Annotated in this window: 26 protein-coding genes; 1 reads left to right on the forward strand and 25 read right to left on the reverse strand. The window is 44.0% G+C overall.

The window, feature by feature from the left end; translation table 11 throughout:
• Positions 1–73 precede the first annotated feature (73 nt).
• From ABD943_RS00760 to ABD943_RS00855, 20 genes are all read right to left on the reverse strand, one after another.
• Positions 74–709, reverse strand: a complete 636-nt coding sequence (locus ABD943_RS00760; protein ID WP_345291291.1) for a response regulator transcription factor — start codon at positions 707–709, stop codon at positions 74–76.
• 2 nt (positions 710–711) lie between these two features.
• Positions 712–1,440, reverse strand: coding sequence for a sensor histidine kinase (locus tag ABD943_RS00765; protein WP_345291292.1), 729 nt, complete (start codon positions 1,438–1,440; stop codon positions 712–714).
• A complete protein-coding gene (locus ABD943_RS00770) occupies positions 1,427–4,810 on the reverse strand; it encodes a protein kinase domain-containing protein (RefSeq protein WP_345291293.1) in 3,384 nt (1,127 codons plus the stop codon). Before ABD943_RS00770 ends, ABD943_RS00765 begins: the two co-directional genes overlap by 14 nt.
• A gap of 63 nt (positions 4,811–4,873) precedes the next feature.
• On the reverse strand, positions 4,874–5,776 hold the full coding sequence (locus tag ABD943_RS00775; protein ID WP_345291294.1) for an FHA domain-containing protein: 903 nt from the start codon (positions 5,774–5,776) through the stop codon (positions 4,874–4,876).
• A gap of 12 nt (positions 5,777–5,788) precedes the next feature.
• Positions 5,789–6,619: a DUF6689 family protein gene (locus ABD943_RS00780; RefSeq protein WP_345291295.1), complete on the reverse strand. Its 831-nt coding sequence runs from the start codon at positions 6,617–6,619 to the stop codon at positions 5,789–5,791.
• Between the two features lie 525 nt (positions 6,620–7,144).
• Positions 7,145–9,208 (reverse strand): S8 family serine peptidase, encoded by a 2,064-nt coding sequence (locus ABD943_RS00785; RefSeq protein ID WP_345291296.1) that lies wholly within the window; start codon positions 9,206–9,208, stop codon positions 7,145–7,147.
• A 147-nt stretch (positions 9,209–9,355) separates the two neighbouring features.
• Complete coding sequence (locus tag ABD943_RS00790) at positions 9,356–10,144, reverse strand: TatD family hydrolase (RefSeq protein ID WP_345291297.1); 789 nt, start codon at positions 10,142–10,144, stop codon at positions 9,356–9,358.
• Between the two features lie 78 nt (positions 10,145–10,222).
• On the reverse strand, positions 10,223–10,573 hold the full coding sequence (locus tag ABD943_RS00795; RefSeq protein WP_345291298.1) for a PilZ domain-containing protein: 351 nt from the start codon (positions 10,571–10,573) through the stop codon (positions 10,223–10,225).
• Positions 10,574–10,608: 35 nt separating this feature from the next.
• On the reverse strand, positions 10,609–11,631 hold the full coding sequence (locus ABD943_RS00800) for a DNA polymerase III subunit delta' (protein WP_345291299.1): 1,023 nt from the start codon (positions 11,629–11,631) through the stop codon (positions 10,609–10,611).
• Complete coding sequence (gene tmk, locus ABD943_RS00805) at positions 11,628–12,266, reverse strand: dTMP kinase (protein WP_345291300.1); 639 nt, start codon at positions 12,264–12,266, stop codon at positions 11,628–11,630. Before tmk ends, ABD943_RS00800 begins: the two co-directional genes overlap by 4 nt.
• Positions 12,267–12,277: 11 nt before the next feature.
• On the reverse strand, positions 12,278–13,279 hold the full coding sequence (gene mltG / locus ABD943_RS00810) for an endolytic transglycosylase MltG (protein WP_345291301.1): 1,002 nt from the start codon (positions 13,277–13,279) through the stop codon (positions 12,278–12,280).
• Positions 13,280–13,309: 30 nt separating this feature from the next.
• A complete protein-coding gene (gene pabC, locus ABD943_RS00815) occupies positions 13,310–14,125 on the reverse strand; it encodes an aminodeoxychorismate lyase (RefSeq protein ID WP_345291302.1) in 816 nt (271 codons plus the stop codon).
• A gap of 187 nt (positions 14,126–14,312) precedes the next feature.
• Positions 14,313–15,551, reverse strand: a complete 1,239-nt coding sequence (gene fabF / locus ABD943_RS00820) for a beta-ketoacyl-ACP synthase II (protein WP_345291303.1) — start codon at positions 15,549–15,551, stop codon at positions 14,313–14,315.
• A 157-nt stretch (positions 15,552–15,708) separates the two neighbouring features.
• A complete protein-coding gene (gene acpP / locus ABD943_RS00825) occupies positions 15,709–15,948 on the reverse strand; it encodes an acyl carrier protein (RefSeq protein WP_046561130.1) in 240 nt (79 codons plus the stop codon).
• A 437-nt stretch (positions 15,949–16,385) separates the two neighbouring features.
• Positions 16,386–17,132: a 3-oxoacyl-ACP reductase FabG gene (fabG, locus tag ABD943_RS00830; RefSeq protein ID WP_345291304.1), complete on the reverse strand. Its 747-nt coding sequence runs from the start codon at positions 17,130–17,132 to the stop codon at positions 16,386–16,388.
• 28 nt (positions 17,133–17,160) lie between these two features.
• Positions 17,161–18,087: an ACP S-malonyltransferase gene (fabD, locus tag ABD943_RS00835; RefSeq protein WP_345291305.1), complete on the reverse strand. Its 927-nt coding sequence runs from the start codon at positions 18,085–18,087 to the stop codon at positions 17,161–17,163.
• 210 nt (positions 18,088–18,297) lie between these two features.
• Positions 18,298–19,260, reverse strand: a complete 963-nt coding sequence (locus tag ABD943_RS00840) for a beta-ketoacyl-ACP synthase III (RefSeq protein WP_345291306.1) — start codon at positions 19,258–19,260, stop codon at positions 18,298–18,300.
• A gap of 49 nt (positions 19,261–19,309) precedes the next feature.
• Positions 19,310–20,338 carry a phosphate acyltransferase PlsX gene (gene plsX, locus ABD943_RS00845; protein ID WP_345291307.1) on the reverse strand — a complete coding sequence of 343 codons (1,029 nt, stop codon included), beginning with the start codon at positions 20,336–20,338 and terminating at the stop codon, positions 19,310–19,312.
• A 46-nt stretch (positions 20,339–20,384) separates the two neighbouring features.
• The gene (gene rpmF, locus ABD943_RS00850) at positions 20,385–20,549 is read right to left on the reverse strand and encodes a 50S ribosomal protein L32 (protein WP_046561125.1); all 165 of its coding nucleotides are present in this window, start codon (positions 20,547–20,549) and stop codon (positions 20,385–20,387) included.
• A gap of 14 nt (positions 20,550–20,563) precedes the next feature.
• On the reverse strand, positions 20,564–21,088 hold the full coding sequence (locus tag ABD943_RS00855) for a YceD family protein (RefSeq protein ID WP_345291308.1): 525 nt from the start codon (positions 21,086–21,088) through the stop codon (positions 20,564–20,566).
• A gap of 644 nt (positions 21,089–21,732) precedes the next feature.
• On the opposite strand from ABD943_RS00855, the gene ABD943_RS00860 reads away from it, so the two are divergent.
• Entirely contained in the window at positions 21,733–22,320 is a 588-nt protein-coding gene (locus tag ABD943_RS00860; protein WP_345291309.1) for a Maf family protein, read from the forward strand.
• 37 nt (positions 22,321–22,357) lie between these two features.
• On the opposite strand, the gene ABD943_RS00865 is transcribed toward ABD943_RS00860, so the two are convergent.
• The 5 genes from ABD943_RS00865 to ABD943_RS00885 form a co-directional block, all read right to left on the reverse strand.
• Positions 22,358–23,068: a GIY-YIG nuclease family protein gene (locus ABD943_RS00865; RefSeq protein WP_345291310.1), complete on the reverse strand. Its 711-nt coding sequence runs from the start codon at positions 23,066–23,068 to the stop codon at positions 22,358–22,360.
• Positions 23,069–23,149: 81 nt separating this feature from the next.
• Positions 23,150–24,115, reverse strand: coding sequence for a sensor domain-containing diguanylate cyclase (locus ABD943_RS00870; protein WP_345291311.1), 966 nt, complete (start codon positions 24,113–24,115; stop codon positions 23,150–23,152).
• Between the two features lie 96 nt (positions 24,116–24,211).
• Positions 24,212–24,961, reverse strand: a complete 750-nt coding sequence (locus tag ABD943_RS00875; protein WP_345291312.1) for a fructosamine kinase family protein — start codon at positions 24,959–24,961, stop codon at positions 24,212–24,214.
• 3 nt (positions 24,962–24,964) lie between these two features.
• Positions 24,965–25,465: an O-acetyl-ADP-ribose deacetylase gene (locus ABD943_RS00880; protein ID WP_345291313.1), complete on the reverse strand. Its 501-nt coding sequence runs from the start codon at positions 25,463–25,465 to the stop codon at positions 24,965–24,967.
• A 10-nt stretch (positions 25,466–25,475) separates the two neighbouring features.
• Positions 25,476–26,018 carry a GNAT family N-acetyltransferase gene (locus ABD943_RS00885; RefSeq protein WP_345291314.1) on the reverse strand — a complete coding sequence of 181 codons (543 nt, stop codon included), beginning with the start codon at positions 26,016–26,018 and terminating at the stop codon, positions 25,476–25,478.
• Positions 26,019–26,114 lie beyond the last annotated feature (96 nt).

Below are 26,114 nucleotides of genomic sequence, written 5' to 3' on the forward strand. Positions count from 1 at the left end.
ATGGTGTGGTGTATAAAGTAGCAAGCTCGCTATTAAAACCGTTCAGCACGCACTCTGTTCAGCACGTACTGGTTTAAATCAAGAGCTTGTGTTGCGCGGCGTACTTTACCAGCTCTGCCGAATTAGCCGCATCGAGCTTATCAAGAACTTTACCACGATGGTTTTCCGCAGTTTTAACGCTAATATCCAGTGCTCGCGCAATCTCCTTCGTGGTTTTCCCATCGACCACCAAGTGAAACACTTCACGCTCACGTTTGGTTAGATTTTTATAGGGGTCACTCCACTTCTCGGGTTGGGTATATTGATTCGCCAAAACCTGCGCCGCGTATTGGCTGAAATAACTTTTCCCAGAGGCTAGAGTTTTGACTGCCTGAATAAGTTCTTCGCTGGCGCTATCTTTTAATAAATACCCTGATGCGCCCGCCCGAACCATATGAATCACATATTCTTCTTCTTCGTGCATGGTCAATACCAGAATTCGACAGTCGGGTAGCTTTTGATGAATCCTTTTCACCACTTCCATACCATTCAATTCAGGCATGCTAATATCCACAACAGCAATCTGTGGCTCAAGCTCAAAGGCTTTCTCCACTGCTTCTACGCCATTGGAGGCCTCACCGACGACCATGCACTCATCATCTTTGGCTAAGATGCTAACAAGTCCCTGTCTTAAAATCGTATGGTCATCAGCTAATAAAACTCGAATCATGATTAATGGCTCCCCATCAATAACATTTTAATTTCAGCACCTTGATTGGGAGCCGAGTTAATCATCAACTGGCCGCCAAAAGCTGAAACTCTGTCTTGCATCGCAGCCAAACCAAATCCATCAGGGCCGAGCGCTTCATCAGTATTCATGCCAATACCATCGTCTTTAATCTTAACCATTAACAAACTCGGCTGGGATACGACCTGAACAATAATTTGTTCAGCCTCAGCATGTTTAATCGCATTGGTCACTGACTCCTGAACCACTCGAAAAACCAGTGTCTGCGTTTCTTCATCCAGCTCATGATCGAGCTGTGTTTCAAGCGAGATATCCGCTTTTTCTTCTTCACGCATCACTCGGGTTAACCACTTTAAGGCTGGCTCAAGCCCCAAATCATCAAGAATTCTAGGGCGCATGAGTCTTGATATTTTTCGTGTATCGCTTAAAGCCTGTCTCGCTAACTCAAGACTGTCTTTTAGTGATTGCTGTATCTCATCGGAAACGGGATCTTTAGCCGTCAACTCCAGTTGATTAATTAAAGCCGTTAACAGCTGACCTACGCCATCATGAAGTTCACGAGCGATATGTTTACGCTCATCCTCTTGCACACGCCAAACGCGTTTCGCTAGACTGCGCATCTGTGTGTTGCCGCTGGCTAAATTTTCGGCAATTTTATTCTGTTTTAAACTCAGTGCATCAAGGGCTTTACTGATCTCATCACTCTTTGTCATTGACTAGCTCCATAAAATCATCGTTCCGGTAGTAACGTCCTTGAAGTGAAATAAGGTTTTGTCTTTGTTGCTCTGATAATTGTTGTAGTAATTCGGTAAAACTTGCGTGGGCACTTTGAGCATACTCTTTAGATTTTGTCGGTTGATTTTGCAACTGATAGTAAATCGCTTGCAACCTATCAATTTGATAATGTCGCCAATAGGTACCCACACCACGCTTTAATAGCATCAACTTATCTAAGCTGACTTTGAGAGCATCGACATCCCCCTTCTGGGCACTAATAAACCCCATCAAAATAAGCTTTCTCAGCTGGTAATACTTGTGTAAGTCTAAGTCATATTGGCCAAAACTTTTTTGAATACTTTCTACATCAGTATCCACCTGGTCAGAAATAAGCTTTGCTTCAAGCTGATATATTAAGGTTTCAAGGGCAGCTTTAGCCGTCACTTGAGTGAGCGATGCAGGTTCAGTCTGTACCACCGCTCTACCCTGGTAACGTTCAAGTCGTGCCGAAAAAGCATCATAAATAAGCTGCTGCGAACGGTTATTTTCTTCCTCGAGCAATGGCAAGATATCTACGAGTAACGACTCTGCCTGCTGGTAGTCACCATAAGCGGTAAACCACTCAATGAGCCATAACCCAAACTCTACTTGGCCACGGATATCCTGTCTATCCTTCAGCTCACTCTTAATGTCAAAAAGCTGCTCTGTTGGTTGTATGAAGTTACCTTGTAAGAATGCAATTTTAGCCAAGTAAGCTTTGGCCACGATGCTTTCCTCATAAAGGTTAAGCTCTTGAGCTTTATCTAACGCGGACTGATACATTTGATAAGCTGACTGCCACTGCCCTTTTTGTAACTCAAGCTGAGCCATATTTTCATTAACACGTAACACACCTACAGGATCTTCAACTTTTTCGTAGTAAGCCTTTGCTTGTTCCCAGTAGATTGTTGCCTGCTCTACATCCGATAATAAAAAGAAAATGTAAGCAACGTTGTTAAGGCTCTCGGCTTTTAACCAATCATCATCCAGCTTCATTCTAATACTGAGTGATGCACGGAATTGCTCCAGTGCCTTGTGGTACATCCCCTGCTCCTCGGCGATAACCCCTAACTCATTAAAGAGATCAGCTTGTTTTACCGAATCATTGCGTGATTGGTTAACTTTTAAAGCTCTTACCAAGCTGTGCTCGGCCTGTTCGTACTCACCTTTTATTGCGAAGACAGAGGCCAGGTTGGATAAGCTGGTTACAACACCTCTCGTATCATCAGACGCTTCGCGAGAAGATAGTCCTTGTTGATAATAGTCCAAGGCCATATCGAGCTTGCCTAGCCGATGATAAGCAACACCAAAGGCATTAAGAACATCACCTTCTAACTGAGTATTCTTTAACTTCTTTGCCGTTACCAAAGCTTTAACCAAGTAGTTGTCCACGGCCTCCTGTGTGTTTCCTTGCCATATGGATACTTTTGCCAGTTCATACCAAGCAGAAGGATGGTTTTCGTCTTGGGTGACAATTCGCTCGAGTTGGTTTTGAGCCAGCTCGAATGATTGCTGCTCTGTGTATAGTTGCGCTAACTCAAAACGGATATCATGATGGTTTGGTAATTGCTTTAAGATACTCAGGTAGGTTTGAATGGCTTGTTCATAATCCTCGGCTAACAACTGAAGCTCAGCCGTTGTTCTTTTGTGGGTTAACGAATTCTCCGCAGAGTGCTTAAGCGCTTCAGCGAAAGCTTGTTCCGCCTCTAATACCCCACCAGCTTGAGCTTCCAGTCGTCCCAATTGAAACCAACCTTTGGCATAGTCAGGAAGGGTTACCAATAAACTGTTCAGGCGTTCTTTAGCGCGAATCTCTTCTCCTTGCTGCAGTAAGATCCCAATCTCAGCAATCGCTTGCAAGTTAACTTGACTGAAGCCAGACTCAGTTGAGTCGATCGTTTCAAGATCGAAGTGTTCCTGAATAGCTTGTATCAGCTGATTAAAGTCTTTGGACAGCTCATTTTTATTGGAGCTGAACTGCGCAAGAGGTATTACTGTAAGGCTATGACCAGAAACATGAACCAAACGGGCGCTAACTTGAAACTGTGTAGGGCCTGTAGGTATAAGCTTGGTGGTCAATAAATAGGGGCTTTGTGTTAAATCACTAACCACCTTAAGTTTAGCGTCATCCAACGGTTGTTGATAACCCAGTAAATCCAATGTTCTTCTCGAGCGGTCGAAGCTTACAACACGCAGATTCGAAATTTGTGATAGCTCATCAGAGAGGAGTAATGGTAACCCTTCTGTTAACCACTCATCTCCTTTTTGAGGTTTGGTTTCGAAAGGCAGCACCACTAAAGATTGATTATTTTCAACAGTACTAGCAGCTGCAACCTCGGCGACTCCCTTCCCGCCTGAACCACTCCACCAAAATAAAGTGCCGACACCTAAGATTACAACTGTGGTAATCAGCATCAAAAAAAGTCCGCTTCTTTTAAGCGGCGAATGGGACGCGCTAGCAGTACTAGAACTCAGTAATTTTTTTACATCGGCGACGCTTTTTGGTCTGGATTCAGCAATGGGCGCAATACAGCGCTGAATGGTTTCCTGATAACCTGAATATTGCTTTGGTAGTTTAAGCTTACTTGTTGAAAGCTTTTCCTTGATGAGTTCGCTTTGGGTCCTTGACTGATAAGGGGACCGTCCAACAATAATCTCATGTAAGATTAAGCCAAAAGCATAAATATCAATCGACAACGTAACTTTTCCCGCCTGCAAATATTCAGGTGGCGAATACAAAGGCGACCCCGCTATCACTCCACTGTTAGCGTCACCAACGGCACTCGCGATACCAAAGTCTGCGATATACAGTTGGTGATTATCATCGATGAGTATGTTCTCAGGCTTAAGGTCTTTGTGCTTAATTCCTTTCGCCTCAGTCGCTTGAAGAGCTCCCAATATTTGCTCTATAAAACTATTGAGAAGCTCTTTTGAACTGCTACGATTTGAGTCTAGCCACTGGCCTAAATGTTCCCCGTCAATCCAATCCATGGTGATAAAATGATGGTCAGCATCCTCATAATATTCGTGCACACGCACAATATTCGGATGGGATAGTTGCCTGAGGGTTAAGATTTCATTTTTAAAGTGCTGGAGGGATGCTGCACTAACAAGATGCGAATGTAATACTTTAACGGCAACAAGGGAGTCGAGCTGTAGGTCTTTCGCTTTGTAGACACAGCCAAACTTGCCGCAACCTTGAAGGGATAAAACTTTGAAACGCCCGGCGAGCAGAGCATCAGCTTTTAGAGTCGCTGGTTTCGATAAAACTTGCGTTTCACTTAACGAATCGGACTTAGTTTCTTTGTCTAAGTCATCATTCCCCATTAATCTGCGCTCCTGTGGCTAACAAGCCAAATAATCAATGTATTCAGAAGTTCCCCGTGCTTTTTAATGCACAGCAGCGAATATTTGCTCTTTTATGGGTTGTTTTTGTGCAAATATATGCTCTGGAATATGACTTAATATAGCAGATATTTCGTTTTGTAAAACAATAGCTTCTGAATTTATTTTGATTTGCTCAGAAACCAGATTTAGGATTTCTAGATCTAACTCGGTTAAGACTTTATTAGCCTCTTTACTGTCAGTATAAACCACACCTACCAAGTTGTTATCCGATAATAGCGGAATACAAGCCAAAGCGGCTATTTGCTTGCGTTGAATACTCTCTCTGGAGGCTAGCTGATGCTCAAGCCTAACATCCATTGCGAGGATCGGGCTTTTACGCTGCAATGCTAATTGCATTGCGCCGACGCTTCCCTCAAAAGATTGATGGTGAAACTCTTGTCGCGACATTCCCTTAGCTGCGCAAACCGTTAAGGTTTCTGGGGAGTTTCCTAACATTACAAGGCCGCGTTGGGTGCCTGTTAAGTTAAGCAAAGAAAATAACTGCTCATCCAAAGCATCCAGTAACGATTGATGAGCGAGTTCGTTGTAGGACTTTCTAGATTGTTGAATGCGCCAAGCGTTATGAGCATTAGTAGCATCAAGTTGTTGCTGAGATTGAAGCTCAAATAGACAATTGATATCGCCTAATGAAATCAGGTCGTTAGTACTTAGCTCGCGATCGACAACCGACTCACCATTAACTTTGACGCCATTCGAGCTTAGGCCATCTTTTAAAAACCAGTGTTCGCCACTAGACTCCACAAACGCATGCTTGCGTGAGACGCTGGGATGATTAAGCCTGACTTCACAGTCATGGTCTCTACCGACTTGATAGTGAGAGTCCTCAAATAAAACGCTTTCCTTAGCCGGCTTATCAGGATAACAGGCCGTTATTCTGGCTGGCATAATTTAATAACCTCAGTTAATTAGTCGTAAACTAAAACGAAGCGTATTGGCTAAAGCTATAAGCTCACCAGCCACGTTATCAATGTCACGACTAGAGCGCCATACATTAGGAATATCTGTACCACTAGCTGCTTCAACTAATTGGTTAAACTCATTAACCTTATTACTCGCTTGCACGTAACTTTGCTGAGTAATCAGCTGCTGCACTTCATTTAACTTAGCGTTTAGTGACGTGTAGGTTGCTGAAGACATCTGAGAAGAGAAGTTGCTTAAAGTGGTGCTTAGATTATTCATTTTTGCGGTCACTACCGTAGTCGCTAATCTCAAGTCCGCTAAAATTAAGAACTGAGAAAACTTGCCCGTTGTCCCTCTAGCGCGGTAACTGCCGGAACCCATGGTCATAGTGATGTCTTTAAACTGACCGCCAAGAGGTGCTTTAAATAAGCGTAAAGGCGTTCCAACAGTATACTCTAAATTATGAGTATGGATATCAACCGTCACGAGACCTGAGAATGAAAGGCCTTCTGTTGAAGGAGGCTCAACGGTGATCAGCATCGGAAATGCTGACAGTAAATTCGTATTTAGGCTTGAAGGTAAACGATTTAGGATGCTGGTATCGGTTATATCAATCACCTCAGCGGTTAAGCCAATACTGTTATCATCTAAACCAATAACATCTTCAAAGGTAATGGTGAAGTCTGCCTCTATGCCTCCTGCTAACTCTATATCAGCGGTGACTTTATTCCCTCCATTGACTGTTAATTCAACCGGTGAGCTTTGCGCTGTGGCAAAACAACCAATCGCAACAATAGTAACCGCTAAGCGGCTAAGGAAATTCGACATTCTATACCTCCAGTGAGCTAAACAACCTTTGTAACGCCTTCAAAATTACTATTAGTAATATATGAATAGCGTTCAAAATACTTTTAATTAACTCTCAATGCAACACATTATTACAGTTGACGACAGCTATACAACTAATAAACAAAGCAGACATTAACTTTAATTTTCAAAGAGTTAAAGCTGAACCTTAAAGTTCTTTTTTTAATAAACTTTTTATCAGGAACTCTCCAAAAATTGTCTGCTCAGAGGTTAGAGCTGCACGTCATTTAGGACTAGCTTTGGCAAACCATTTTGGGTTGTGCCAAGCCTAGAACCATCTGATAGCAAGCGATAACAGCAATGTTCAGATTACTAATAGCTATCGTTCAAATTAATCAGACTTATTTGACCTTAAAATAGATACCTTTGGAATGGGGGTTTCCCCCTACTTCGACTCGGTCATGATCCCCAAAACCAGCTGCTATGTGACGTCCTTCACAAAAAAAGGGGCCCGAAGGCCCCGATGACTACAGCAATGATCCGCGCTTAGTCTTGGATCAATTTAGATAGTGTTGTGTTAATCGTATAGTTAGTCAGCACGCTAGCATAACCATTAACTCGAAGGTTATAAGTACCTTCCATGGTTGGTGCGAAACCTAATACTTCTGGGTTCGCCAATGACGCGCTTGACGCTACAGAGTCACCATTAGGGTCGATTAGCTCGTAATCTAAGTCGGCTACGCCTTCCCAGCTTAACGTCGACTCAATGAATGCTACGGTACCGTCAACTTCAAAAGGATGATCTTGGAACTGGATATTTTCAGCTGAAGGACCAATAGTTCCTTCAATGAAGAACTCTTCAGTCACCACTGTCGTGCCATTATCAACCAACTGACCATCAACCTTTAACGCATCCAGGTTGATTTTTCCTTCTACATGGCGTAGCTCAACAGAGTGAACATCGCGAGATGCTAAATCTCTAACCGCAAAACTACGAGTCTCAGGAGACTGACTGTAGAAGTCAACGATGCCATAGCTGTTGCCGTCGATCACTAACTCACCACGACCACCCTGCTCGCTCGCCTGATAGACGATTTGCAGGCTCTCACCGATAAAGTCGAACATGGCTTTAGAGCCGCGTTTCTTCGTTTCAAGGTAGGTACCACCAAAACTCTCAGCAGAGTTCACAGGTTTCCAACGAGAAGTGTAATCAATATTGGCATCAGACTGATCGACGTCATTCCAGAAACCTTGGCTTGACCACTCAGTTGAACCGTTCATGAAGTTTGAGCGAACCCCTTCTGTATTGCGCGCTAACTCAACTGCTGCTCTAACATTAACGTAACCATCACCAACTTGGTGGAACTGGTAACCAGGCATATCATCTGCAGAATCACGAATGATATCTTCGATTTGGTCTGGAGAAAGATCTGGGTTCACTTCCAACAACAATGCAGCCACACCAGCGATGAATGGCGTTGCCATTGACGTACCGCTCAGCGATGCATAGTAAAGATGGTAATCAGGGTAATCAGGCTCGATGACTGGACCTGTTAACGGTAGTGGCGTGTTGATTGCGCGCACAGAAATCACACCATCACCTGGCGCAACAACGTCAATGTGCTTGAACGTACTACCTTCAACACCACGGCTTGAGAAACCGGTTAATTCTTTATCTGGATCACCAGCACCTACATTGATAACCCAAGGCGCAATTGCGTAAGGGTTAATCGTATCGTCGCCTGGGCCATCGTTACCCGCCGCAAAAGCAACCACTAAACCTTTTTTGTACGCTTCATACGATGCTTGGTTAATTGGATTGTTTGGATCGAAAGCTGGGCCACCGCTAGCGCCCCAACTGTTAGTAATAATATCAATCCCTAAGCGCTCACGATTAGCAATCGCATAATCAAAGCCACCGATTGAGAACAAGATTGAAATCGCTTCACCAGCCCCTAGCCCTACAAGGTTTGCGTTTGGCGCGATACCATCATGATAATTAGCGCGACGAGCATCCATCGCAGAAGCTGCGCCTGTACCTGCTACTGTGCCCGCTACGTGCGTACCGTGACCAGAGCTGGTATCAGTGTTTGGAACACCTTCTAAGAAATAGTTGCTGCCACCTGCAAGATCCAAGTCGCCAAGGATTTTAACGTTCTCAATCACTTTAGAGCCCATTGGCAAGTCTTGGTGAGTTGCATCAACACCAGAATCTAGAACCGCTACTGTAACGCCTTGGCCCGTAACGCCTTCAACGTCATGGACATAATGACCGCCAGTAATTTCTCCAGAAGTATAGTTGTAATATTTTAGAGGCTTATCGTAATAAATACTCTTTACACGGTCATCGTTGGCAAGGTTCATGATTTGTAACTTGTTTAGCGATGCTCCAGCCATTGGTAGCGCCTGCATACTTAGGTACGGCGCGTTGACCTGTAGCATCACAGAATCTAAGTCGCTTCTGTCATGAGTGGTGATAATCACTTTTTTATTTTCAAGCAAGTTTGGCAACATCTCTTCAAGATCTGGGCCAATGATTGCATCTGCTTGAGCTCCCCCAGCTAATGCTGTTAATACACAAGCTGAAAGCATTTTAAATTTAGTTTTCATAGTATGGTCCTATCGTTATTAATTTAACGACAACCACTATGAATAAAGCACTATCAAAATCATATTGGGGAAAACCCCCAGAAAGAAATGCGCATAGCACCTAACGGCTATGCGGTTAGAATATGAAGCGAGATTACCTGAGACTTCTTATACAACTCGAGATTTTGAAAATAGTCGTTGATAATTCTTTGCGGTGATTTCACAAAGTTCCTGATAGCTCAAACCGTGTAAATCAGCAACAAACTGACCAACGTCTTTAACAAATGCCGGCTGATTGGATTGCCCGCGATGGGGTACTGGCGCTAGATAAGGCGAGTCCGTTTCAATCAAAATACGATCGAGAGGCACTCGACGGCAAACTTCACGCAACTCTTCAGCATTTCGAAAAGTCACGATGCCTGAGAAAGAAATATAAAAGCCTAGTTCCATGGCAGCCTCTGCCATGTCTAAACTTTCGGTAAAGCAATGCAGTACGCCGCCGCATTTTTGTGCATTTTCTTCGTTTAGGATCTTGAGGGTATCTTCCCTCGCGTCTCTTGTATGCACGATAATGGGTAGGCCGACCTGATTCGCTGCTTGAATATGTTTGCGGAAGCTTTGTTGTTGCAGTTGATGGTTCTCAGGTTCTTTATTGTAAAAGTAATCCAAGCCTGTCTCGCCAATAGCAACCACTTTTTCATGCTGGGCATTCTTAACCAGTGCGTCAACGTCTGTGTCCTTGACGCCATCGTAAAGCGGATGCACACCCACAGAGCATGAAATATCATCGTTGTTCTCTGCAATGGTGAGGACATCGTTAAACTTATCGAGGGTGATACAAACACACAGCATGTGTTTAACGCCCTGTTCTCTGGCATGGTTCAGTGCACCATCAAGATTGCCTTCGAACGGCTCTAGGTCCAGTCTGTCTAGATGACAATGCGAGTCAATCAGCATAAATATTTAGCAAGTTGAGCGGAAATTGAGGCGCGTAGAGTAACACGAGCGCCCATGAATTTATATGGGCGCCAAGGATTACATGGTGTGAGTGGGTTTGTCGGATTCTAGCTTTCCCGCCAAAAGGTTTTCAATAGTATTTTTGGCTTTACCTTTATCTTGGTCACTAAACTGAATCCCAATACCAGCGCGACGGTTTCCTTGAGCGCCGATTGGCGTTACCCAAACGACTTTACCGGCGATAGGAAGCTTTTCAGGCTCATCGACAATAGCCAATAGCATAAAGACTTCATCGCCTAAGTCATAAGCTTTAGTTGTTTGAATAAAGAGACCGCCATTAACCACAAACGGCATATACGCGGAGTAAAGGTCTTCTTTGTCCTCTACATGAATGGTTAATATCCCCGGGCCGGTTCTTTCAATTCGCATGTAAACAGTTCCTTAAAAAGTGATTCAGCTTTAAGTTAGCTCGCTATATTTTTGTATTTTATGGCAATTTGCGAACTGTATATTAAAAAACTTTGCCAAGATGCCATTAGATTAGCTGGACTTTTGAGCTTAATCAACCGCTGCATTTCAATTATTTTTGATAGTAACAGCATCACGCCTTTTGGGGAAATTGTTTCCGCAATTGGCCTTGTAGCTCCAAACTGCCCTTTAAGCTGAACTACATCTTCACCAGCCCCCTGCTGCACATACAGCACGTCGTGGAATAAAAACTGACACCAAAAAACACAGTTTTCTAATTCACTTTGCCAGCGCTCAGCGACGTCCATAGGTGATTGCTTACCTTGGACAATGTCCGAATAATCGTAAATAAATTCACCACTTTTAAACGCCTGACCATCTTCGACAAACGACTCAACTTTATAAGGCGCGGTTGGAAATAGCTGAATAGCAGCCTCCATTTCACCACTGATGAAGTCATGGCGCTGTTCCAGCCACTGCCTCGTCACGGCAACATCTGCTACGCCAACTTTACGCAACTGGGCACGACTTTTAATGGTCGCTGGCACGCCTTGAAGCTGTTCTGCTTGTAGTAACAGCAAAGTATTTGGCTGAGGCTCTTCGAGCGTTTTAAGTAACGCATTGAACGAACTCGCGTTCAGTGCATGCACATCGGTAATGTTAGCGATTTTCCACCCAGCTTGATGCGATGATTCTTGCATATGCTCGATCAGTTCCCGAACTTGTGCCACGGCAATCTGTGTCTTGCCCTCTTCAACCGCCAAACAATGGTAGTCCGGGTGACTGCCTGCTTCAAATAGCTGACAACTTTTGCACTGTCCGCAAGCACCAGCGTGTTTAGTTTCAGCACCACACAGCATCCACTGGGCCACGGACACCGAAAAGTCCTCTCGACCGACACCTTCTTCACCCAATAGCAAAATGGAGTGCGGCAGCTGCCCCTGCTCATATTGTCGAGATATTTGCTCAAACGGCTCCTTTTGCCAAGGCGCTAACCGCTCTTCTGTCAGTGAACTCATGCAGATACCACCTGCTGATAAAATAAGTCTAACGTTTGCTCAATTTGCTGCTGAACATCCTCAATCGAGCCCTCTGCATTTATAACCTTCATTCGGTCGGGTTCAGCTTGCGCAATGTTAAGATACCCTTCTCTAACTTTATTGAAGAAGTCGATTTCCTCTTCCTCGAACCGATCGGCTGGACCTCGCTGTCGGGCGCGCTCAAGTCCCACCTCAATCGGTAAGTCCAACATCAGTGTTAAATCAGGCTTAAAGCCCTGCAACGACCACTCTTCGAGTTGTTTCAATTTATCGAAGCCTAGGTTGCGCCCTGCGCCTTGATAAGCGTAGCTGGCGTCGGTGAAGCGATCACACAGCACCCAAGTCCCAGCGTCTAACGCAGGAATGATCTTGTTGTAGACGTGTTGGCACCGAGCGGCAAACATAAGCAGTAGCTCTGTCTGCTCGTTAACCCTTTCTTCACGTTTACTGAGTAGCAACCCGCGAATTTCCTCAGCAAAAGGCGTTCCGCCAGGTTCGCGCGTATGAATCACCTCATGCCCTTTACGCTCAAGCCACTGTTTGACATAAGCCATATTGGTAGATTTACCGACACCTTCTGTGCCTTCAACGGTAATGAAGCGACCTTTACTCATACTCATCATGCTTAACGATTTAATTGGTATTTTTGAACAGCTCGATTGTGTTCACGAAGGGTTTTACTAAAGTGATGACTACCATCGCCTTTAGCCACAAAATATAGCGTATCGCCATCGGCTGGGTTAACAGCCGCATGGATCGCATCACGCCCAACGATGGCTATCGGTGTTGGTGGTAAACCTTTATGCACATACGTGTTCCAGCGATGCGGGCTTCTGATATCTTTGCGACGAATGTTGCCATCAAAATTAGGCAACAAGCCATAAATAATGGTGGGATCTGTTTGCAGCAACATACCGCGCTTTAAACGGCGCACAAAAACCCCTGAAATTTGAGAGCGCTCACTCGGAACAGCGGTTTCCTTTTCAACAATTGAAGCCATAATCAACGCTTCATACGGCTCTTCATAAGGTAGGTCTTGAGCGCGCTGCTGCCACTCTTCCTGAAGAACTCTGTCAAGCCGCTTGTTGGCACGCTTCAGAATATCAATATCCGTATCACCCTTCGTAAACTGATAAGTGTCAGCAAAGAATAATCCTTCAGGATAATCTTTCCCGGTAAACTGAAGCTGTTGCCACGTCTTTGAATATTCTTGGTTTGAATCAATCGTCTGCACTAAGTCATCATTGTTAGCCAAAGCAGCTAACACTTCATAGATGTTAGCGCCTTCCACTAACGTCACTTGATAGGTGATGACATCGCCAGCTACCAAACGCTGCAACACATCTACCGCCGTCATGTCTGGGCTAACGGCATAATTACCAGCCTTAATCTCTCTGAGTTCAGGCTTGAGGCGCATTAAAATTTGGTAGTAATAATAATTATCAATCCGACCTTGGTCATACCATTTCTGCCCTAAACCAAAGGCGCTTTGACCTTTCGACACCTGGAGCTCTTGTTGCAAGCCTAATGGTTTCTCGACGAAGGTCTGAAACCCTTGCCATAGGTACGCTGTTACTCCTGCAAAAGCGACCAATACAATCAATACAAAAATAAAGAATTTTTTCATTAAGAATCGTTGTCGTAGTTGTTATAAACGTTATTTTACAAAAGCCTGCTCATGATATTGCTCTTGCAAGCCTTTAATATCTGGCGATACATCATACCGATGTTGCAAAATTTTAGTAACAGGAATCATACCGTAAAGTGCGTTAGTTACCATACAGTAGTCCGCCTGCTGTAGCACTTCCAGCCCAAACTGAGACTCTTTGACATGCTCCTGCTGACTGAGTAACCAACGTCGAACCGTACCGTTAACGCCAGCATTAGTGACCGATGGTGTATACCAAGCATCATTCAGCCAAAAATAAATGTTGGTTTTGCTACCACCAATGATCTGCTTGCCTGCCAACATAATACCATCAAAACAATTCTCAGGAATTTCGTTTTGCGCCAGTACTTGTGGAAGTCGGTTAAGGTGTTTAATGCCTGCAATTGCAGTATTGATACTGTCATTGGTCTGACAAAGCCCCAATTCAACGCCCTGCTTGCTCGCAGAAGCTAGGCTCAGAGGGAAACTAGACCATCTCACGATGTGAGTCACCTTTGGCTCATCAGGCGCTTTGTAGCCTCTATTACCAACGCCACGAGTCACGGTTAGGCGGATAGCCCCCTGCTCCTCGTGTTGCACAGCTATCAATTTCTCGATGTCTCGCTCAATTTGAGTCACATCAATCTCAGGAAACCCGAGCTTGGCTGCGCTGAAACGGATTCTATCTACGTGCAGTCGCCAATGCTCAACTTTTCCCTCTCTAACTCTCAGCGTGGAAAAAAAGCCATCCCCATACAGCAAGCCTCGATCAGAAATATCAATCGATAAAGCGTCTTGTCCATTTACTACGGCTTTGACCATCATAGACCTTTGATTAAATTGATTATTAATCCGTATTTTCGAATCAGAGAATGCTACCAAGCTTACACTTAGTGCATAGGAAAGAGCAATATAGGATTCATTCTACTGCTCCAAATTTAGCACAAGTTGACTGTTAAATCGGTGATACAAAAAAGGCGGCCGAAGCCGCCTTACAGGATGCGATGAGTGATTAGATTTTACTGAACAGCAATGACCCATTAGTGCCGCCGAAACCAAAAGAGTTACAAAGCACATGCTTCAACTCGGCCTCGCGCGCAGTATGAGGGACATAGTCTAAATCACACCCTTCACCAGGATTGTCCAAGTTAACCGTTGGTGGCGCTACTTGATCAACCAGTGCGAGCACACTGAAAATAGCCTCAACAGCGCCCGCGGCTCCTAGCAAGTGACCGGTCATCGATTTAGTCGAGCTAACCATAACCTTCTTAGCGTAATCACCAAATACCGACTTTACCGCGTCTGTTTCAGCAATATCACCCGCCGGTGTCGATGTACCATGGGCATTAATATACTGAATATCAGTCGTGTTCAGCTGCGCATCATTTAAAGCATTCACCATGGCTGCTGCTGCGCCCTCGCCGCCTGGAGGTGGCGAAGTAATGTGATGCGCATCAGCACTCATACCAAAGCCCGTCAACTCAGCGTAAATTTTAGCGCCGCGAGCTTTAGCGTGCTCATACTCTTCTAACATCATGACGCCAGCACCGTCACCCATGACGAAACCATCACGGTCTTGATCCCACGGACGACTTGCAGCATGCGGGTTATCGTTACGTGTAGACAGAGCTTTTGCTGAGCTAAAACCGCCTAAAGCCGTTGGTGTTGTCGCTTTTTCAGCGCCACCCGCTAACATCGCATCAGCATCACCGTAAGCAATCATACGCGCCGCGTGGCCAATAGTATGAACGCCCGTGGTACAAGCTGTAACGATAGCGATATTAGGACCTTTCAGACCATAATTAATCGATAAATGACCTGAAATCATGTTGATAATAGAGCCTGGTACAAAGAATGGTGAAATTTTGCGAGGCCCCGACTTATCCCATAGCAAGGTATTCTTCTCGATGGTCTCTAAGCCACCGATTCCAGCACCGACACAGGCACCAATACGGCCCGCATTCTCAGGAGTCACTTTAAGACCTGAGTCTTCCCAAGCCTGCGCTCCAGCTACAATACCGTACTGAATGAAGGGATCCATACGACGCGCATCTTTTTTCGAGATGGCAGGCTCAGGATCAAAGTTCTTCACTGCACATGAAAACTGTGTATTGAACTCACTGGCATCGAAATCTTCAATCGGGCCTGCGCCGCTGCGTCCAGCTAAAATGCCTTCCCAAGAATCTTTAATGGTATTACCCAGCGGGCTTAACATACCTAAACCAGTAACAACAACTCTACGCTTACTCAAGGAACACCTCTCGATCAACATCTCACACAAGCCATGAAAACCAATGGCCATACTAAAAAAAATGGGCAAAATACCTTCGTATTTTACCCATTATATTCGTTAACTATGACAATAAGATGTACAAATAGTTGTACGAATAGACTGCAGACGAGTTGGCTTACGCGTCAACATTAGCCTTAATGTAATCAATCGCTGCTTGAACAGTGTTGATTTTTTCAGCTTCTTCGTCTGGGATTTCAGTATCGAACTCTTCTTCAAGAGCCATAACTAGCTCAACTGTATCCAATGAATCAGCGCCTAGATCATCAACAAAAGACGCTTCAGCTGTTACTTCGTCTTCTTTAACACCTAGTTGTTCAACAACGATACCTTTTACACGTTCTTCGATAGTACTCATCTGTTTAAATTCCTCATTTATATCCACAGTATCACACTGCGTGGGTAGTTTAGTTAACTGAACCAAAGTTGCAAGTGTAAATTACCTTTTTCATTAAAGGTCAGACCACGAACAAGTTACAACTTTTGGTTAAAAATTAAAAGCAGATAATAACAAAAATCACCTGCTATTCACAAAATATTTACTTAAAAAACTTACGGTTATGATGAAAACTTAATATACAAAATGACGCTATCACTGTTTAAATCTATTTAGAAGCGTTATTTTTTCTCTACACTTGTCGAAGCTATAAAATTAAAGCCGACAGTTTCAAGTTTGTCTAAGCTGTGATTTTTGATGATTTGACAGGCAGATTTTAAACGCAGTTGCTGAGTGTATATCTAATACATGATGCGACGAGTATAAAATCTAACACAGTCAAATCTCAAAAAGGACGCTTAGATCATGTGCATCCCACCATTAACGTTGATCGTCTCACCCGTAATGTAGCCCGACTGCTCTGACGCTAAAAAGCCAACAGCATTAGCGATTTCTTCTGGCTGACCTAAACGAGCCATAGGAATTTGGTCGAACATGGCTTGACGCTGATCATCATTGAGCGCTTTAGTCATATCAGTATCGATAAAGCCTGGAGCGACAACATTCACCGTAATTCCACGCGAGCCCACTTCACGCGCTAGCGACTTAGAGAACCCGATTAAACCCGCCTTGGCAGCGGAGTAATTCGCCTGCCCAGCGTTACCCATCGTACCTACAACGGAACCGATAGTAATGATTCTGCCCCACTTAGCTTTCATCATGCCGCGCAAACAAGCTTTCGACAAACGGAAAATTGATGATAGGTTTGTCTCTAAAATACTGTCCCACTCATCATCTTTCATACGCATCAATAGGTTGTCACGCGTAATACCGGCATTATTCACGAGAATATCAGGTGTACTACCCTGCTCGTCTTTAATCGTGTCCAGCACGCTCTTAATGCTCTCGACATCGGTCACGTTCAAGCACAGACCTGTTCCGTTTAGTCCTGCGGCTTTAAAGTTTTCAGTAATTTTTTCAGCACCGGATTCAGACGTCGCTGTACCGTATACGGTAGCACCCGACTTTGACAGGTTATGCGCGATTGCCTGACCAATACCACGGCTTGCACCAGTGACTAGTGCAACTTTTCCTTCAATACTCATATTCTTGTCTACCTACCTAAAACTATGATTAGTCTGCTAATGCAGCTTCAAATTTGTCCAGTGTACCTAGTGGTTTACCCGCTAAAGCACGATCAATACGCTTAGCCAAACCACATAAAACATTGCCAGGCCCACACTCATAAAGCGATTCGACACCCTCTTCTTTTAAACGCTGAACCGTTTCTGTCCAACGAACAGGGTTATACAGTTGGCGAATCAAAGCGTCTTTTATGGCATCTGCTGTAGCCTCAGCGGAAACATCTACATTGTTAATCACGGGTATGTCAGGATTATTAAAGTGTATTGTTTCTAATTTTTCTGCGAGCTGTTCAGCAGCAGGCTTCATCAAAGCACAGTGTGACGGAACACTTACTGGCAGTGGTAACGCACGTTTTGCACCAGCTTCTTTACACGCTTCCATCGCGCGCTCAACCGCTTCTGCACTACCTGCGATAACGACTTGGCCTGGCGAGTTATAATTTACCGCCTCAACCACTTCATCGTTAGCGCTATCAGCACAAGCTTGACGTACTTTATCATCATCCAAGCCAATGATAGCCGCCATTTTACCTGTACCAGCAGGCACGGCCGCTTGCATAAACTCGCCACGCGCTTGAACCAGTGCCACAGCATCCTTCAATGATAAGACACCAGCTGCTACTAAGGCGCTGTATTCACCCAAACTATGTCCAGCTAGAAAAGCAGGCTTTTCACCGCCTTTTTCTAGCCATAAACGCCACAAAGCGATACTCGCTGTTAATAATGCAGGCTGCGTGTATTGAGTTTGATTCAACTTCTCTTCATCGTTTTGAACCAGATCCCACAAGTTATAACCCAAGCCTTCACTCGCTTCAGCGAATGTCAATTCAATTAAAGGGCTTGAAGCGGCCACATCCGCCAACATACCTAATGTCTGCGAACCCTGACCCGGAAATACAAATGCTGTTTTACTCATAATACTTCTCAACTTAAAACCTATTTTGTTTTATATCAATTAGTTATCTTTAGCTTTTAAAGTAATCTTTTAACTATGTATTGTTCGAAAAAAAGCTAGACGATGCTGAGGCGAGGCAGAAGACTTTGAAATATGAGGCGTTTAGTCTACTAAATAACGAATATTTCAAAGTCTGATAACAAAGCCTCAGCGAAGTATTAGCTCTTTTGATTAATATTTAATTAAGGCCGAGCCCCAAGTAAATCCGCCGCCGAAGCTTTCAAGCAAGCAAATATCACCACGCTTAATACGACCATCATCAATCGCTTCGCACATTGCCAGCGGAATAGATGCGCTTGATGTGTTGCCATGCTTATCAACGGTGACTACCACTTTATCCATTCCTGCGCCTAGCTTTTTCGCCGTTGCTTGAATAATGCGGATATTGGCCTGATGAGGGATTAACCAGTCGATATCGTCTTTAGTCATGTTATTCGCTTCAAGGGTTTCATCAACGATGCTGCTCAGTGTTTTTACTGCAACTTTAAAGACCTCGTTGCCGCGCATGACGATTTGTGGCTCAGGGAAATCCCCAAGTTGATCGCGCAAACCATTGTTACAGTACAATAAATCACCGTAACCACCATCAGCATGAATATGGGTAGATAAAATTCCCGGTTCTTCGCTCGCAGTCACTACGGCAGCACCAGCACCATCACCAAAAATCACACACGTTGTTCTGTCTTCCCAGTTCACTAAACGAGAAAGCACTTCCGTACCAACCACTAATACGTTCTTGCGATGGCCAGTTTTAATAAACTGATCAGCAATACTTAAGCCATATACAAAGCCCGGGCATGCTGTTGTAATATCGAACGCTGGAACGCCACCGATGCCCAGCTCATGCCCAATGTAGCAGGCTGAGCTAGGGAACATTTTGTCTGGAGTTGCTGTACCGACCACAATCATATCAATATCTTTTGCATCAATACCGGCGTCCGCAATAGCTTTCTTAGCCGCTTCAACGCCTAAATGTGATGCTGATTGGTCGTCGGCAGCGATGTGACGAGTTTTGATACCAGTACGCTCAGTAATCCACTGATCTGAAGTCTCTACAATTTTCTCCAGATCGGCGTTAGTTAGCACCTTCTCTGGTAAATAACTTCCCATGCCTAAAATTCGAGAATGTTTCACACTATCTACCTTTATTTTAATCGTCTCGTTTAATCGTCAAATCAGAGTCTTACTCTTCATTATCAGTATTTAATAGTAACTGAGCAACCGTATCTTGAATAGCTTGCGGTACTTGTCTTTCAATTTCTGTGATGGCTTTATTAATTGCGAACAAAGTCGCTTTACTATCTGCAGAACCGTGACTCTTAATAACGATTTCGCGTAATCCTAACAGACTCGCGCCGTTATACTGGTCGGGGTTGATGCGTCGCTGAAAACTTTTTAACAACGGCCAAACTAGAGCAGATACCGCCTTGCTCCACCAGCTGCGTGTAAACTCAGTTCTCAGTTGATCATACAGGAAGCGTGTAATCCCTTCGCAGGCTTTAAGCACATTATTGCCGGTAAAACCATCGCACACCACAACATCAACATCACCATCAAATATTTCGTTCGCTTCAATGTAACCAACATAATTCATCGCTGATTGATTAGACAGCATTTCTCCAGCCAACTTAATGCTGTCGCGTCCTTTAATGGCTTCTTCGCCAATATTCAGCAAAGCTACACGAGGGTTATCAATGCCATCAGCGCGCTCACTGAGAACGTGCCCCATAACGGCATAACTGGTTAACTGCTCAGCACTGGCGTCGATATTTGCCCCGAGATCCAGCATATTGGTTACCGAGCCTTTTCTATTGGGTAGCTCAGCCGTAATCGCAGGACGCTCAATACCCGGCAAAGTACCGAGTAAAACCGTTGCCAAAGCCATTAAAGCACCAGTATTACCGGAGCTCACGCAAGCATCGGCTTCTCCATCACGAACTAACTCAAGGCTTTTACGCATGGACGAGTCTGGCTTACGTCGAAGTGCCGCTGAAGGCTTCTCTGACATACCAATAACTTCTGACGCATCTTGAATATGTAGGCGCGAATCGAATTTTGGGTGTGTTTTTAAGTGACTGTTTAGCTCTTGCTGAGGACCAACAAGGTATATTTGAAGATCAGAGTGTTGCTGCAGCGCTGAAATTGCTGCCGGAATAATAACAGAGGGGCCGTAATCGCCCCCCATGCAATCAATCGCTAGTGTTTTTGTCACGGAAAATCCGTCTGATCAAAAACCAAGTGAATTTAATAGAGGACTATTAAACTACTTTGCGACCTTTGTAGAAACCATCTTTAGTCACGTGGTGACGACGATGAACTTCACCTGTTTCGTTCTCTACTGACAACGTAGGTGCAGTCAAAGAGTCGTGCGAGCGACGCATACCACGCGTAGAGCGAGTTTTGCGATTCTTTTGTACAGCCATTCTAAATCTCCTGCTTAATCAAACTTTAAATCTTTCAATGCGTTGAAAGGATTGTCTTTCTTCGCTTTTTCAATACTTTCTTCTGGAAGCTCACCACTTTCGTAAGCGTCCATGTCTTCGCACTCACCAAATAACGCTACAGGAGGCAAAGACAAAATCAATTCATCTTCTACGACTGTTTTTAAATGCAAACCGTCGTCATCGACTAAAACTGGGTCGCCGTCATCAGGCACGTGCTCCATCCGCTCTTCCGAGTAAACGGGATAAATAATCACCTGGTGATCAACTTGATACGGAAAAGGCTCTAAACAGCCTTGGCATATCAATTCGACTTCACCCTTGAGGCTCAGCTCAAGTAAAGTGATGCGAGTATCTTCTACTCTATCCCCTTTAATACTACAAACAATCTCGCCTTTATCGGAGGCTAGCTCCTGACGAAACCGGTCTAAGTATTCCAGATCGAGTGTGGCGTTTATTTCTTTCTCTTGATCCGCAAACTTGTAGGGATCAACAGACGCCGGTAACCTGCGACTTGACATAGGCGCGCAATAATACAGATATCTTGGGTTTTAGTCAAAGCAAACCCACTATTTTTGGTGTTTTTTTGCCTCAAAACCGAAGATTTGGTTGATTTCTTAGCAGATTCACACAAAATGTAGGCTAACTACTTGTTTCTACCACGAATTTTATCTGTTATCTGATAAGACAACAAGCCTAAAGTTTAGGTTATTTATTCCATATTCTCATCGTGAGACCTCTCGACTTTAACGTTCATTTTTTGAATGAGCAAAAAACGAACCAAAAAACTCACCCCTGAAAGTTAGGCCCTAAAGGGCAAACCTCAGGATTCAAGATTATTGGCGGGCCGCAAAACGAAACATCTCCCAAAGGGATTCCCTTTGGTCACATATTCGTCTTTTCTAAATTGGGCTATCACCACAGGCACTTCCTTCGGTCGCCTGCCCAATTTGCCCGATAATTTTAAATCATGAGGCTAACTTTTAAGGGGGAAATTGGTGCTAACTCTTAGATATAGCACTCTCTAATAATTATAGAACTCTCTAAAGATTTACGTCATCCCGTGGCTTGACCACGGGATCCAGTGTCTTTAATCATTAATGACGTCTATAGTTATTTTAGCTAAACTACTCTTTCTTAAAGCCTTTCTTTAAAAGTTCAACTTATGACAACTCGCAAAAATATCGTCCTCGCCTCTTCTTCTCCTTACCGAAAGGAGCTTCTCAGTCGTATCCTTGATGACTTCATCTGTCAGTCGCCCGATATCGACGAAACGCCCTTCCCCGATGAAGAGCCGATCGAGCATGTAGCGCGCTTAGCCGAACAAAAAGCCATGGCTGTAAGCTTGAACCACCCTGAGAGCATTATCATTGGTTCCGACCAGATCTGTGTCTTAGAAGGGCAAATCCTCGGCAAGCCCCACACAGAAGATAAAGCCATCGAACAGCTTCAGGCCTGTAGCGGCAAAACCGTTAACTTTTATACCTCCCTGTGTGTTCTAGAGAGTGGACAAGAAGCCAATAGTATTGATGTGGTGGTTACAGAAGTGTCATTTAGGGAACTTCAAAAAGACGAAATTGAACGCTATATCCAACGAGAACAACCACTCGACTGCGCAGGTTCCTTTAAGTGCGAAGGACTCGGTATTGCCCTATTTGAATCTTTATCCTCAAAAGATCCTACAGCCTTGATTGGATTACCGCTAATTACCTTGGCGGAAAGTCTAAGAAAGTTAGGAGTTGAAGTTATATAAGTAACATAGGATACAGTGGTATCCTATGTTCTACAGACTAAGCACCGTACTTCTGAACGTACTGTCTAATTGACCCAATAATAGACGAAAGATTGCTCATTGGAATTCTTGCTCTTCGACTACTATCATCAACTCCATTTGCAGAAAGCTCTTGTGAGTATTCAAAATCAGACAAAGCCTCTTCTGTACTTTTAATTTTAGACCAAATAGTAAGAGTGTATCTACCTGCCGTTCTTCCACTAAGTCTGAGCTTGTAATGTCCTAGCTTAAAGCTAATATATTTTCCACTTTTAGAAACATTATACTCCACAGATAACTCATCAAGCTTTGGGATAACCTCTGTATATAGCCTCTGTGAATTTTTCTTCTGTACAGCTTCTGCAGCAGCTACAACATCAGCTTCATCTGAAACTCCTATTGGTTTTGCTTCCGGGTGATATGTCTCAATAAAATCAGATACCGCATCAACTAATGTCTCATTGCCATCCCAAAAGTACTCACCATCAAGGCGTGAATTATCAAGGACGGTGTGAAGCATTGACTCAACTTTACGAGCATCTATGCTTGTCCATGCTTTAACAATCGATATTTTCACAGGACTTTTTGTACCAAGGAGTTCTTTTTCTCTCCGATCGGTAAGATCAGTAGTAATTCCTATTTTCTTTATTGGTGGAAAAGCGACCTCACTGTCAAATGTTTGAAGTTTCTCCGAAAATAATGGCTCAGCAATATAAAGAGTATTTTGCATTTAGATCACTTCCTAAAGTCCTGTTATAAATTACTAAATATATAAATAGGGGCAGAGTAAATTAAAAGCAAGCTTACCCCATCACTCCATTCTAGTGTCTCGTTTGTCTTGATACATCAGTGCATCGGCTTTATTTAATAGTTCATTGATATCATGGGTTCCATCATGTGGCACGGAAACTAGGCCCCAAGAAAACTTCACACGGTAGCCCTTAGGGTTCGCGTCATTCTTCTCGGTAATACTGCTTTTGAAGCGTTGCATAATGCTTTCCGCTTCGTCAGCCTTGGTGTCCGTCATTAAGATAACAAATTCATCGCCTCCGATGCGGGCGAAGACGTCGGTATTTCTGAAGGTATCAATCATGGTCTGTGCGAACATGATCAAAGCTTTGTCGCCCTCAGCATGGCCGTAATTATCGTTTATTAGCTTAAAGTCATTGAGATCAATAAAACATAAAGCGGCATCAAGTTGGTTGCGCTTACAGAAGTTAAGGCTATTTTGTGAAAGTGATTTAAAACCTCGTCGGTTTGAGATTTTTGTTAACTCATCTATCGTTTCCATCGTCGTGGCTGTCAATTCTCGACTAGCCAGTGCAGCTAAGTCTTGCAGCGAGGCAATATCTTCATCGGTGAAGTCACGCGGCTCGTCATCGGTAATACACAAGGTCCCTATCTTTTGACCATCGGGGTGCACTAAGGGATGCCCGGCGTAAAAGCGGATGAAAGGCTCATTTGTAACTAAGGGGTTGTCAACGAAGCGTTCGTCTTCTAGCGTATCACGAATAACCATCGTGCCATCGTCATGAATCACGTGAGCACAAAAAGATATATCTCGTGGCGTTTCGGAAACGCTTAAACCAAACCTGGATTTGAACCACTGCCGATCACGATCGACTAGTGTTATCAACGCCGTTTTTGTTCCAAACAGACGTTTAGCCAGTCGCGTAATTCGATCAAAGCGTTCCTCAGGCTTCGTATCCAGTAGATTTAGAGAGCATAAGGTTATTAGCCGTGACTCTTCATTGGTAGTCATCGGTGGTTTTTTCATGGCGTATTACTTTATCAATGCTTATAACTTCTTAGAAAATAGCACGAATGGTGTGAATCATATGTAAAATGTGCAATAAATCACAGTTTTTTACTGTTATTGGCGCTGAATAGCTTCCAAAGCCGAGTGACAGTCTGACAAGTAACCCTCTCCAAACAAGTTATAGTGATTTAAATAATGGTAAAGGTTATAAATGACCTTCTTTGTGTCATATTCTTTACTTCGAGGTAGTACCTCGTCATAAGCTCGGTAAAAGTCTTGGCTAAAACCGCCGAACATTTCGGTCATTGCTAAATCAACCTCTCTATCGCCGTAATAAACAGCAGGATCAATCAGCCAAACGTCTTTTTCATCGAACATCACGTTTCCAGACCATAAATCACCATGAACAAGACTCGCATGCTCGCAATGCTCGTTTAACCAGCGAATCAATCGCTCTCTGCTGTTACTCAAAACCTCAAGAAAACTCTCGCGAACTCTTTGTGAGGCGATTAATTGGACTTGAAACATAAGACGCTTTTCGTAAAAGAAACACCCCCAGTCTCGACTCAGACCATTTTCCTGCGGATTAAGCCCAATATAGTTATCTTCGGATAGGCCGTAATGTTCAAATCGTATGCGGTGTAGTTTGGCGAGCGCTTTACCCAGCTCTTGCATCTGTTTGGCGTTAGGGCTAACAGCGTTTATTCGTTCTAGCACTAAAGTTTGCTTTGCGACGTTCAAAACTTGCGGAACTCGAAGCTTTATACCGTTAGAGTCAATGGCACTTCTTAACAGCTCTAGCCCACTCGCTTCTTTAAGCAGCTGATCTTTGTAGCGTGAATTATTGTGCTTAATGAAGCTCATGAACTAGCTGCTTTCTAATAGAGATTGGTAGATTTCAACATCGTCATCCCCAAAGCAACAGAAAGTAACCTCTAAGTCAGATTCTTGTTGCTCTAAGAACTTCTGACAGCTTGATACCGCGACTTCTGCTGCTGCCTGTTTCGGGTAGCCATAAATGCCGGTACTAATACAGGGGAATGCAATGGTTTTAACCCCATGCTCTTGAGCTAGTTCTAGTGAGTTCGTGTAACAACGCGCCAGTAAATCGGCCTCACCCTTATTGCCTCCAGACCACACAGGCCCCACGGTATGAATGACGAACTGAGCTGATAAATGATAACCTTTGGTGATTTTCACTTGGCCAGTCTCACAACCACCTAGCGCCTTACATTCCTCTAATAACTCTGGCCCCGCCGCACGGTGAATCGCACCATCCACGCCACCGCCACCGAGCAACGACTTATTGGCAGCATTAACGACTGCATCGACAGCTAACTGAGTGATATCTCCGGCTGCTACTTTCATTAACCCCCACTCATTGGCTGAAGTACTCCTTCGCCGTCATGGAGAAAACATCAGCCTCTTTATCATAGATGGTAATACGCTCTTCAAGGCTTTCACCAATACGTTTCGCTACGGCCACCGAACCATCATTTCCTGGCTGAATTAAGCTAATAATTTTTTCAAGCCGCATACTTTTAAAAGCATGATCAAGTGCAGCCTTGGCAGCTTCCGTGGCGTAGCCTTTACCCCAAGCTTTAGGATGCAACACCCAGCCAAGTTCTTTCCCCGGCCATCCTTCTGGCTCGATAATGCCACAACGACCGATAAACTCACCGGTTTCTCTTTCTTCTAACGCCCACTGCCCATGGCCTCGCAAGACCCAGTGGCCAGCCATTCCAGCGATACTTCGCCATGCATCACGACGCGACATTGGCTGTCCGGGCACCAGATAGCGAGTGATATTTGGGTCTGCCATCATCTCGTAATACGGCTCTAGATCACTTTCTTGATAGGAGCGTAAGGTCAAGCGCTCTGTTTGAATAACCGGGATTTTTATGACATCAAATAAGTCCATTCTAAAAGTCCTTTAGATTGCTCGTTTTATTCACACAAAATTGATGAAACTTTGTTATTCTAAGCTTAATAGTATTATCTTAATTAAAGGAAATCG

The organism is Kangiella marina (assembly GCF_039541235.1).
GTDB classification, from domain to species: Bacteria; Pseudomonadota; Gammaproteobacteria; order Enterobacterales; family Kangiellaceae; genus Kangiella; species Kangiella marina.

Excerpts from the sequence above, each read along its gene's own strand:
- ABD943_RS00760 (WP_345291291.1), bottom strand. The coding sequence starts at position 709 with ATGATTCGAGTTTTATTAGCTGATGACCATACGATTTTAAGACAGGGA.
- ABD943_RS00765 (WP_345291292.1), bottom strand. The coding sequence starts at position 1,440 with ATGACAAAGAGTGATGAGATCAGTAAAGCCCTTGATGCACTGAGTTTA.
- ABD943_RS00770 (WP_345291293.1), bottom strand. The coding sequence starts at position 4,810 with ATGGGGAATGATGACTTAGACAAAGAAACTAAGTCCGATTCGTTAAGT.
- ABD943_RS00775 (WP_345291294.1), bottom strand. The coding sequence starts at position 5,776 with ATGCCAGCCAGAATAACGGCCTGTTATCCTGATAAGCCGGCTAAGGAA.
- ABD943_RS00780 (WP_345291295.1), bottom strand. The coding sequence starts at position 6,619 with ATGTCGAATTTCCTTAGCCGCTTAGCGGTTACTATTGTTGCGATTGGT.
- ABD943_RS00785 (WP_345291296.1), bottom strand. The coding sequence starts at position 9,208 with ATGAAAACTAAATTTAAAATGCTTTCAGCTTGTGTATTAACAGCATTA.
- ABD943_RS00790 (WP_345291297.1), bottom strand. The coding sequence starts at position 10,144 with ATGCTGATTGACTCGCATTGTCATCTAGACAGACTGGACCTAGAGCCG.
- ABD943_RS00795 (WP_345291298.1), bottom strand. The coding sequence starts at position 10,573 with ATGCGAATTGAAAGAACCGGCCCGGGGATATTAACCATTCATGTAGAG.
- ABD943_RS00800 (WP_345291299.1), bottom strand. The coding sequence starts at position 11,631 with ATGAGTTCACTGACAGAAGAGCGGTTAGCGCCTTGGCAAAAGGAGCCG.
- tmk (WP_345291300.1), bottom strand. The coding sequence starts at position 12,266 with ATGAGTAAAGGTCGCTTCATTACCGTTGAAGGCACAGAAGGTGTCGGT.
- mltG (WP_345291301.1), bottom strand. The coding sequence starts at position 13,279 with ATGAAAAAATTCTTTATTTTTGTATTGATTGTATTGGTCGCTTTTGCA.
- pabC (WP_345291302.1), bottom strand. The coding sequence starts at position 14,125 with ATGATGGTCAAAGCCGTAGTAAATGGACAAGACGCTTTATCGATTGAT.
- acpP (WP_046561130.1), bottom strand. The coding sequence starts at position 15,948 with ATGAGTACTATCGAAGAACGTGTAAAAGGTATCGTTGTTGAACAACTA.
- fabG (WP_345291304.1), bottom strand. The coding sequence starts at position 17,132 with ATGAGTATTGAAGGAAAAGTTGCACTAGTCACTGGTGCAAGCCGTGGT.
- fabD (WP_345291305.1), bottom strand. The coding sequence starts at position 18,087 with ATGAGTAAAACAGCATTTGTATTTCCGGGTCAGGGTTCGCAGACATTA.
- rpmF (WP_046561125.1), bottom strand. The coding sequence starts at position 20,549 with ATGGCTGTACAAAAGAATCGCAAAACTCGCTCTACGCGTGGTATGCGT.
- ABD943_RS00855 (WP_345291308.1), bottom strand. The coding sequence starts at position 21,088 with ATGTCAAGTCGCAGGTTACCGGCGTCTGTTGATCCCTACAAGTTTGCG.
- ABD943_RS00860 (WP_345291309.1), top strand. The coding sequence starts at position 21,733 with ATGACAACTCGCAAAAATATCGTCCTCGCCTCTTCTTCTCCTTACCGA.
- ABD943_RS00865 (WP_345291310.1), bottom strand. The coding sequence starts at position 23,068 with ATGCAAAATACTCTTTATATTGCTGAGCCATTATTTTCGGAGAAACTT.
- ABD943_RS00870 (WP_345291311.1), bottom strand. The coding sequence starts at position 24,115 with ATGAAAAAACCACCGATGACTACCAATGAAGAGTCACGGCTAATAACC.
- ABD943_RS00875 (WP_345291312.1), bottom strand. The coding sequence starts at position 24,961 with ATGAGCTTCATTAAGCACAATAATTCACGCTACAAAGATCAGCTGCTT.
- ABD943_RS00880 (WP_345291313.1), bottom strand. The coding sequence starts at position 25,465 with ATGAAAGTAGCAGCCGGAGATATCACTCAGTTAGCTGTCGATGCAGTC.
- ABD943_RS00885 (WP_345291314.1), bottom strand. The coding sequence starts at position 26,018 with ATGGACTTATTTGATGTCATAAAAATCCCGGTTATTCAAACAGAGCGC.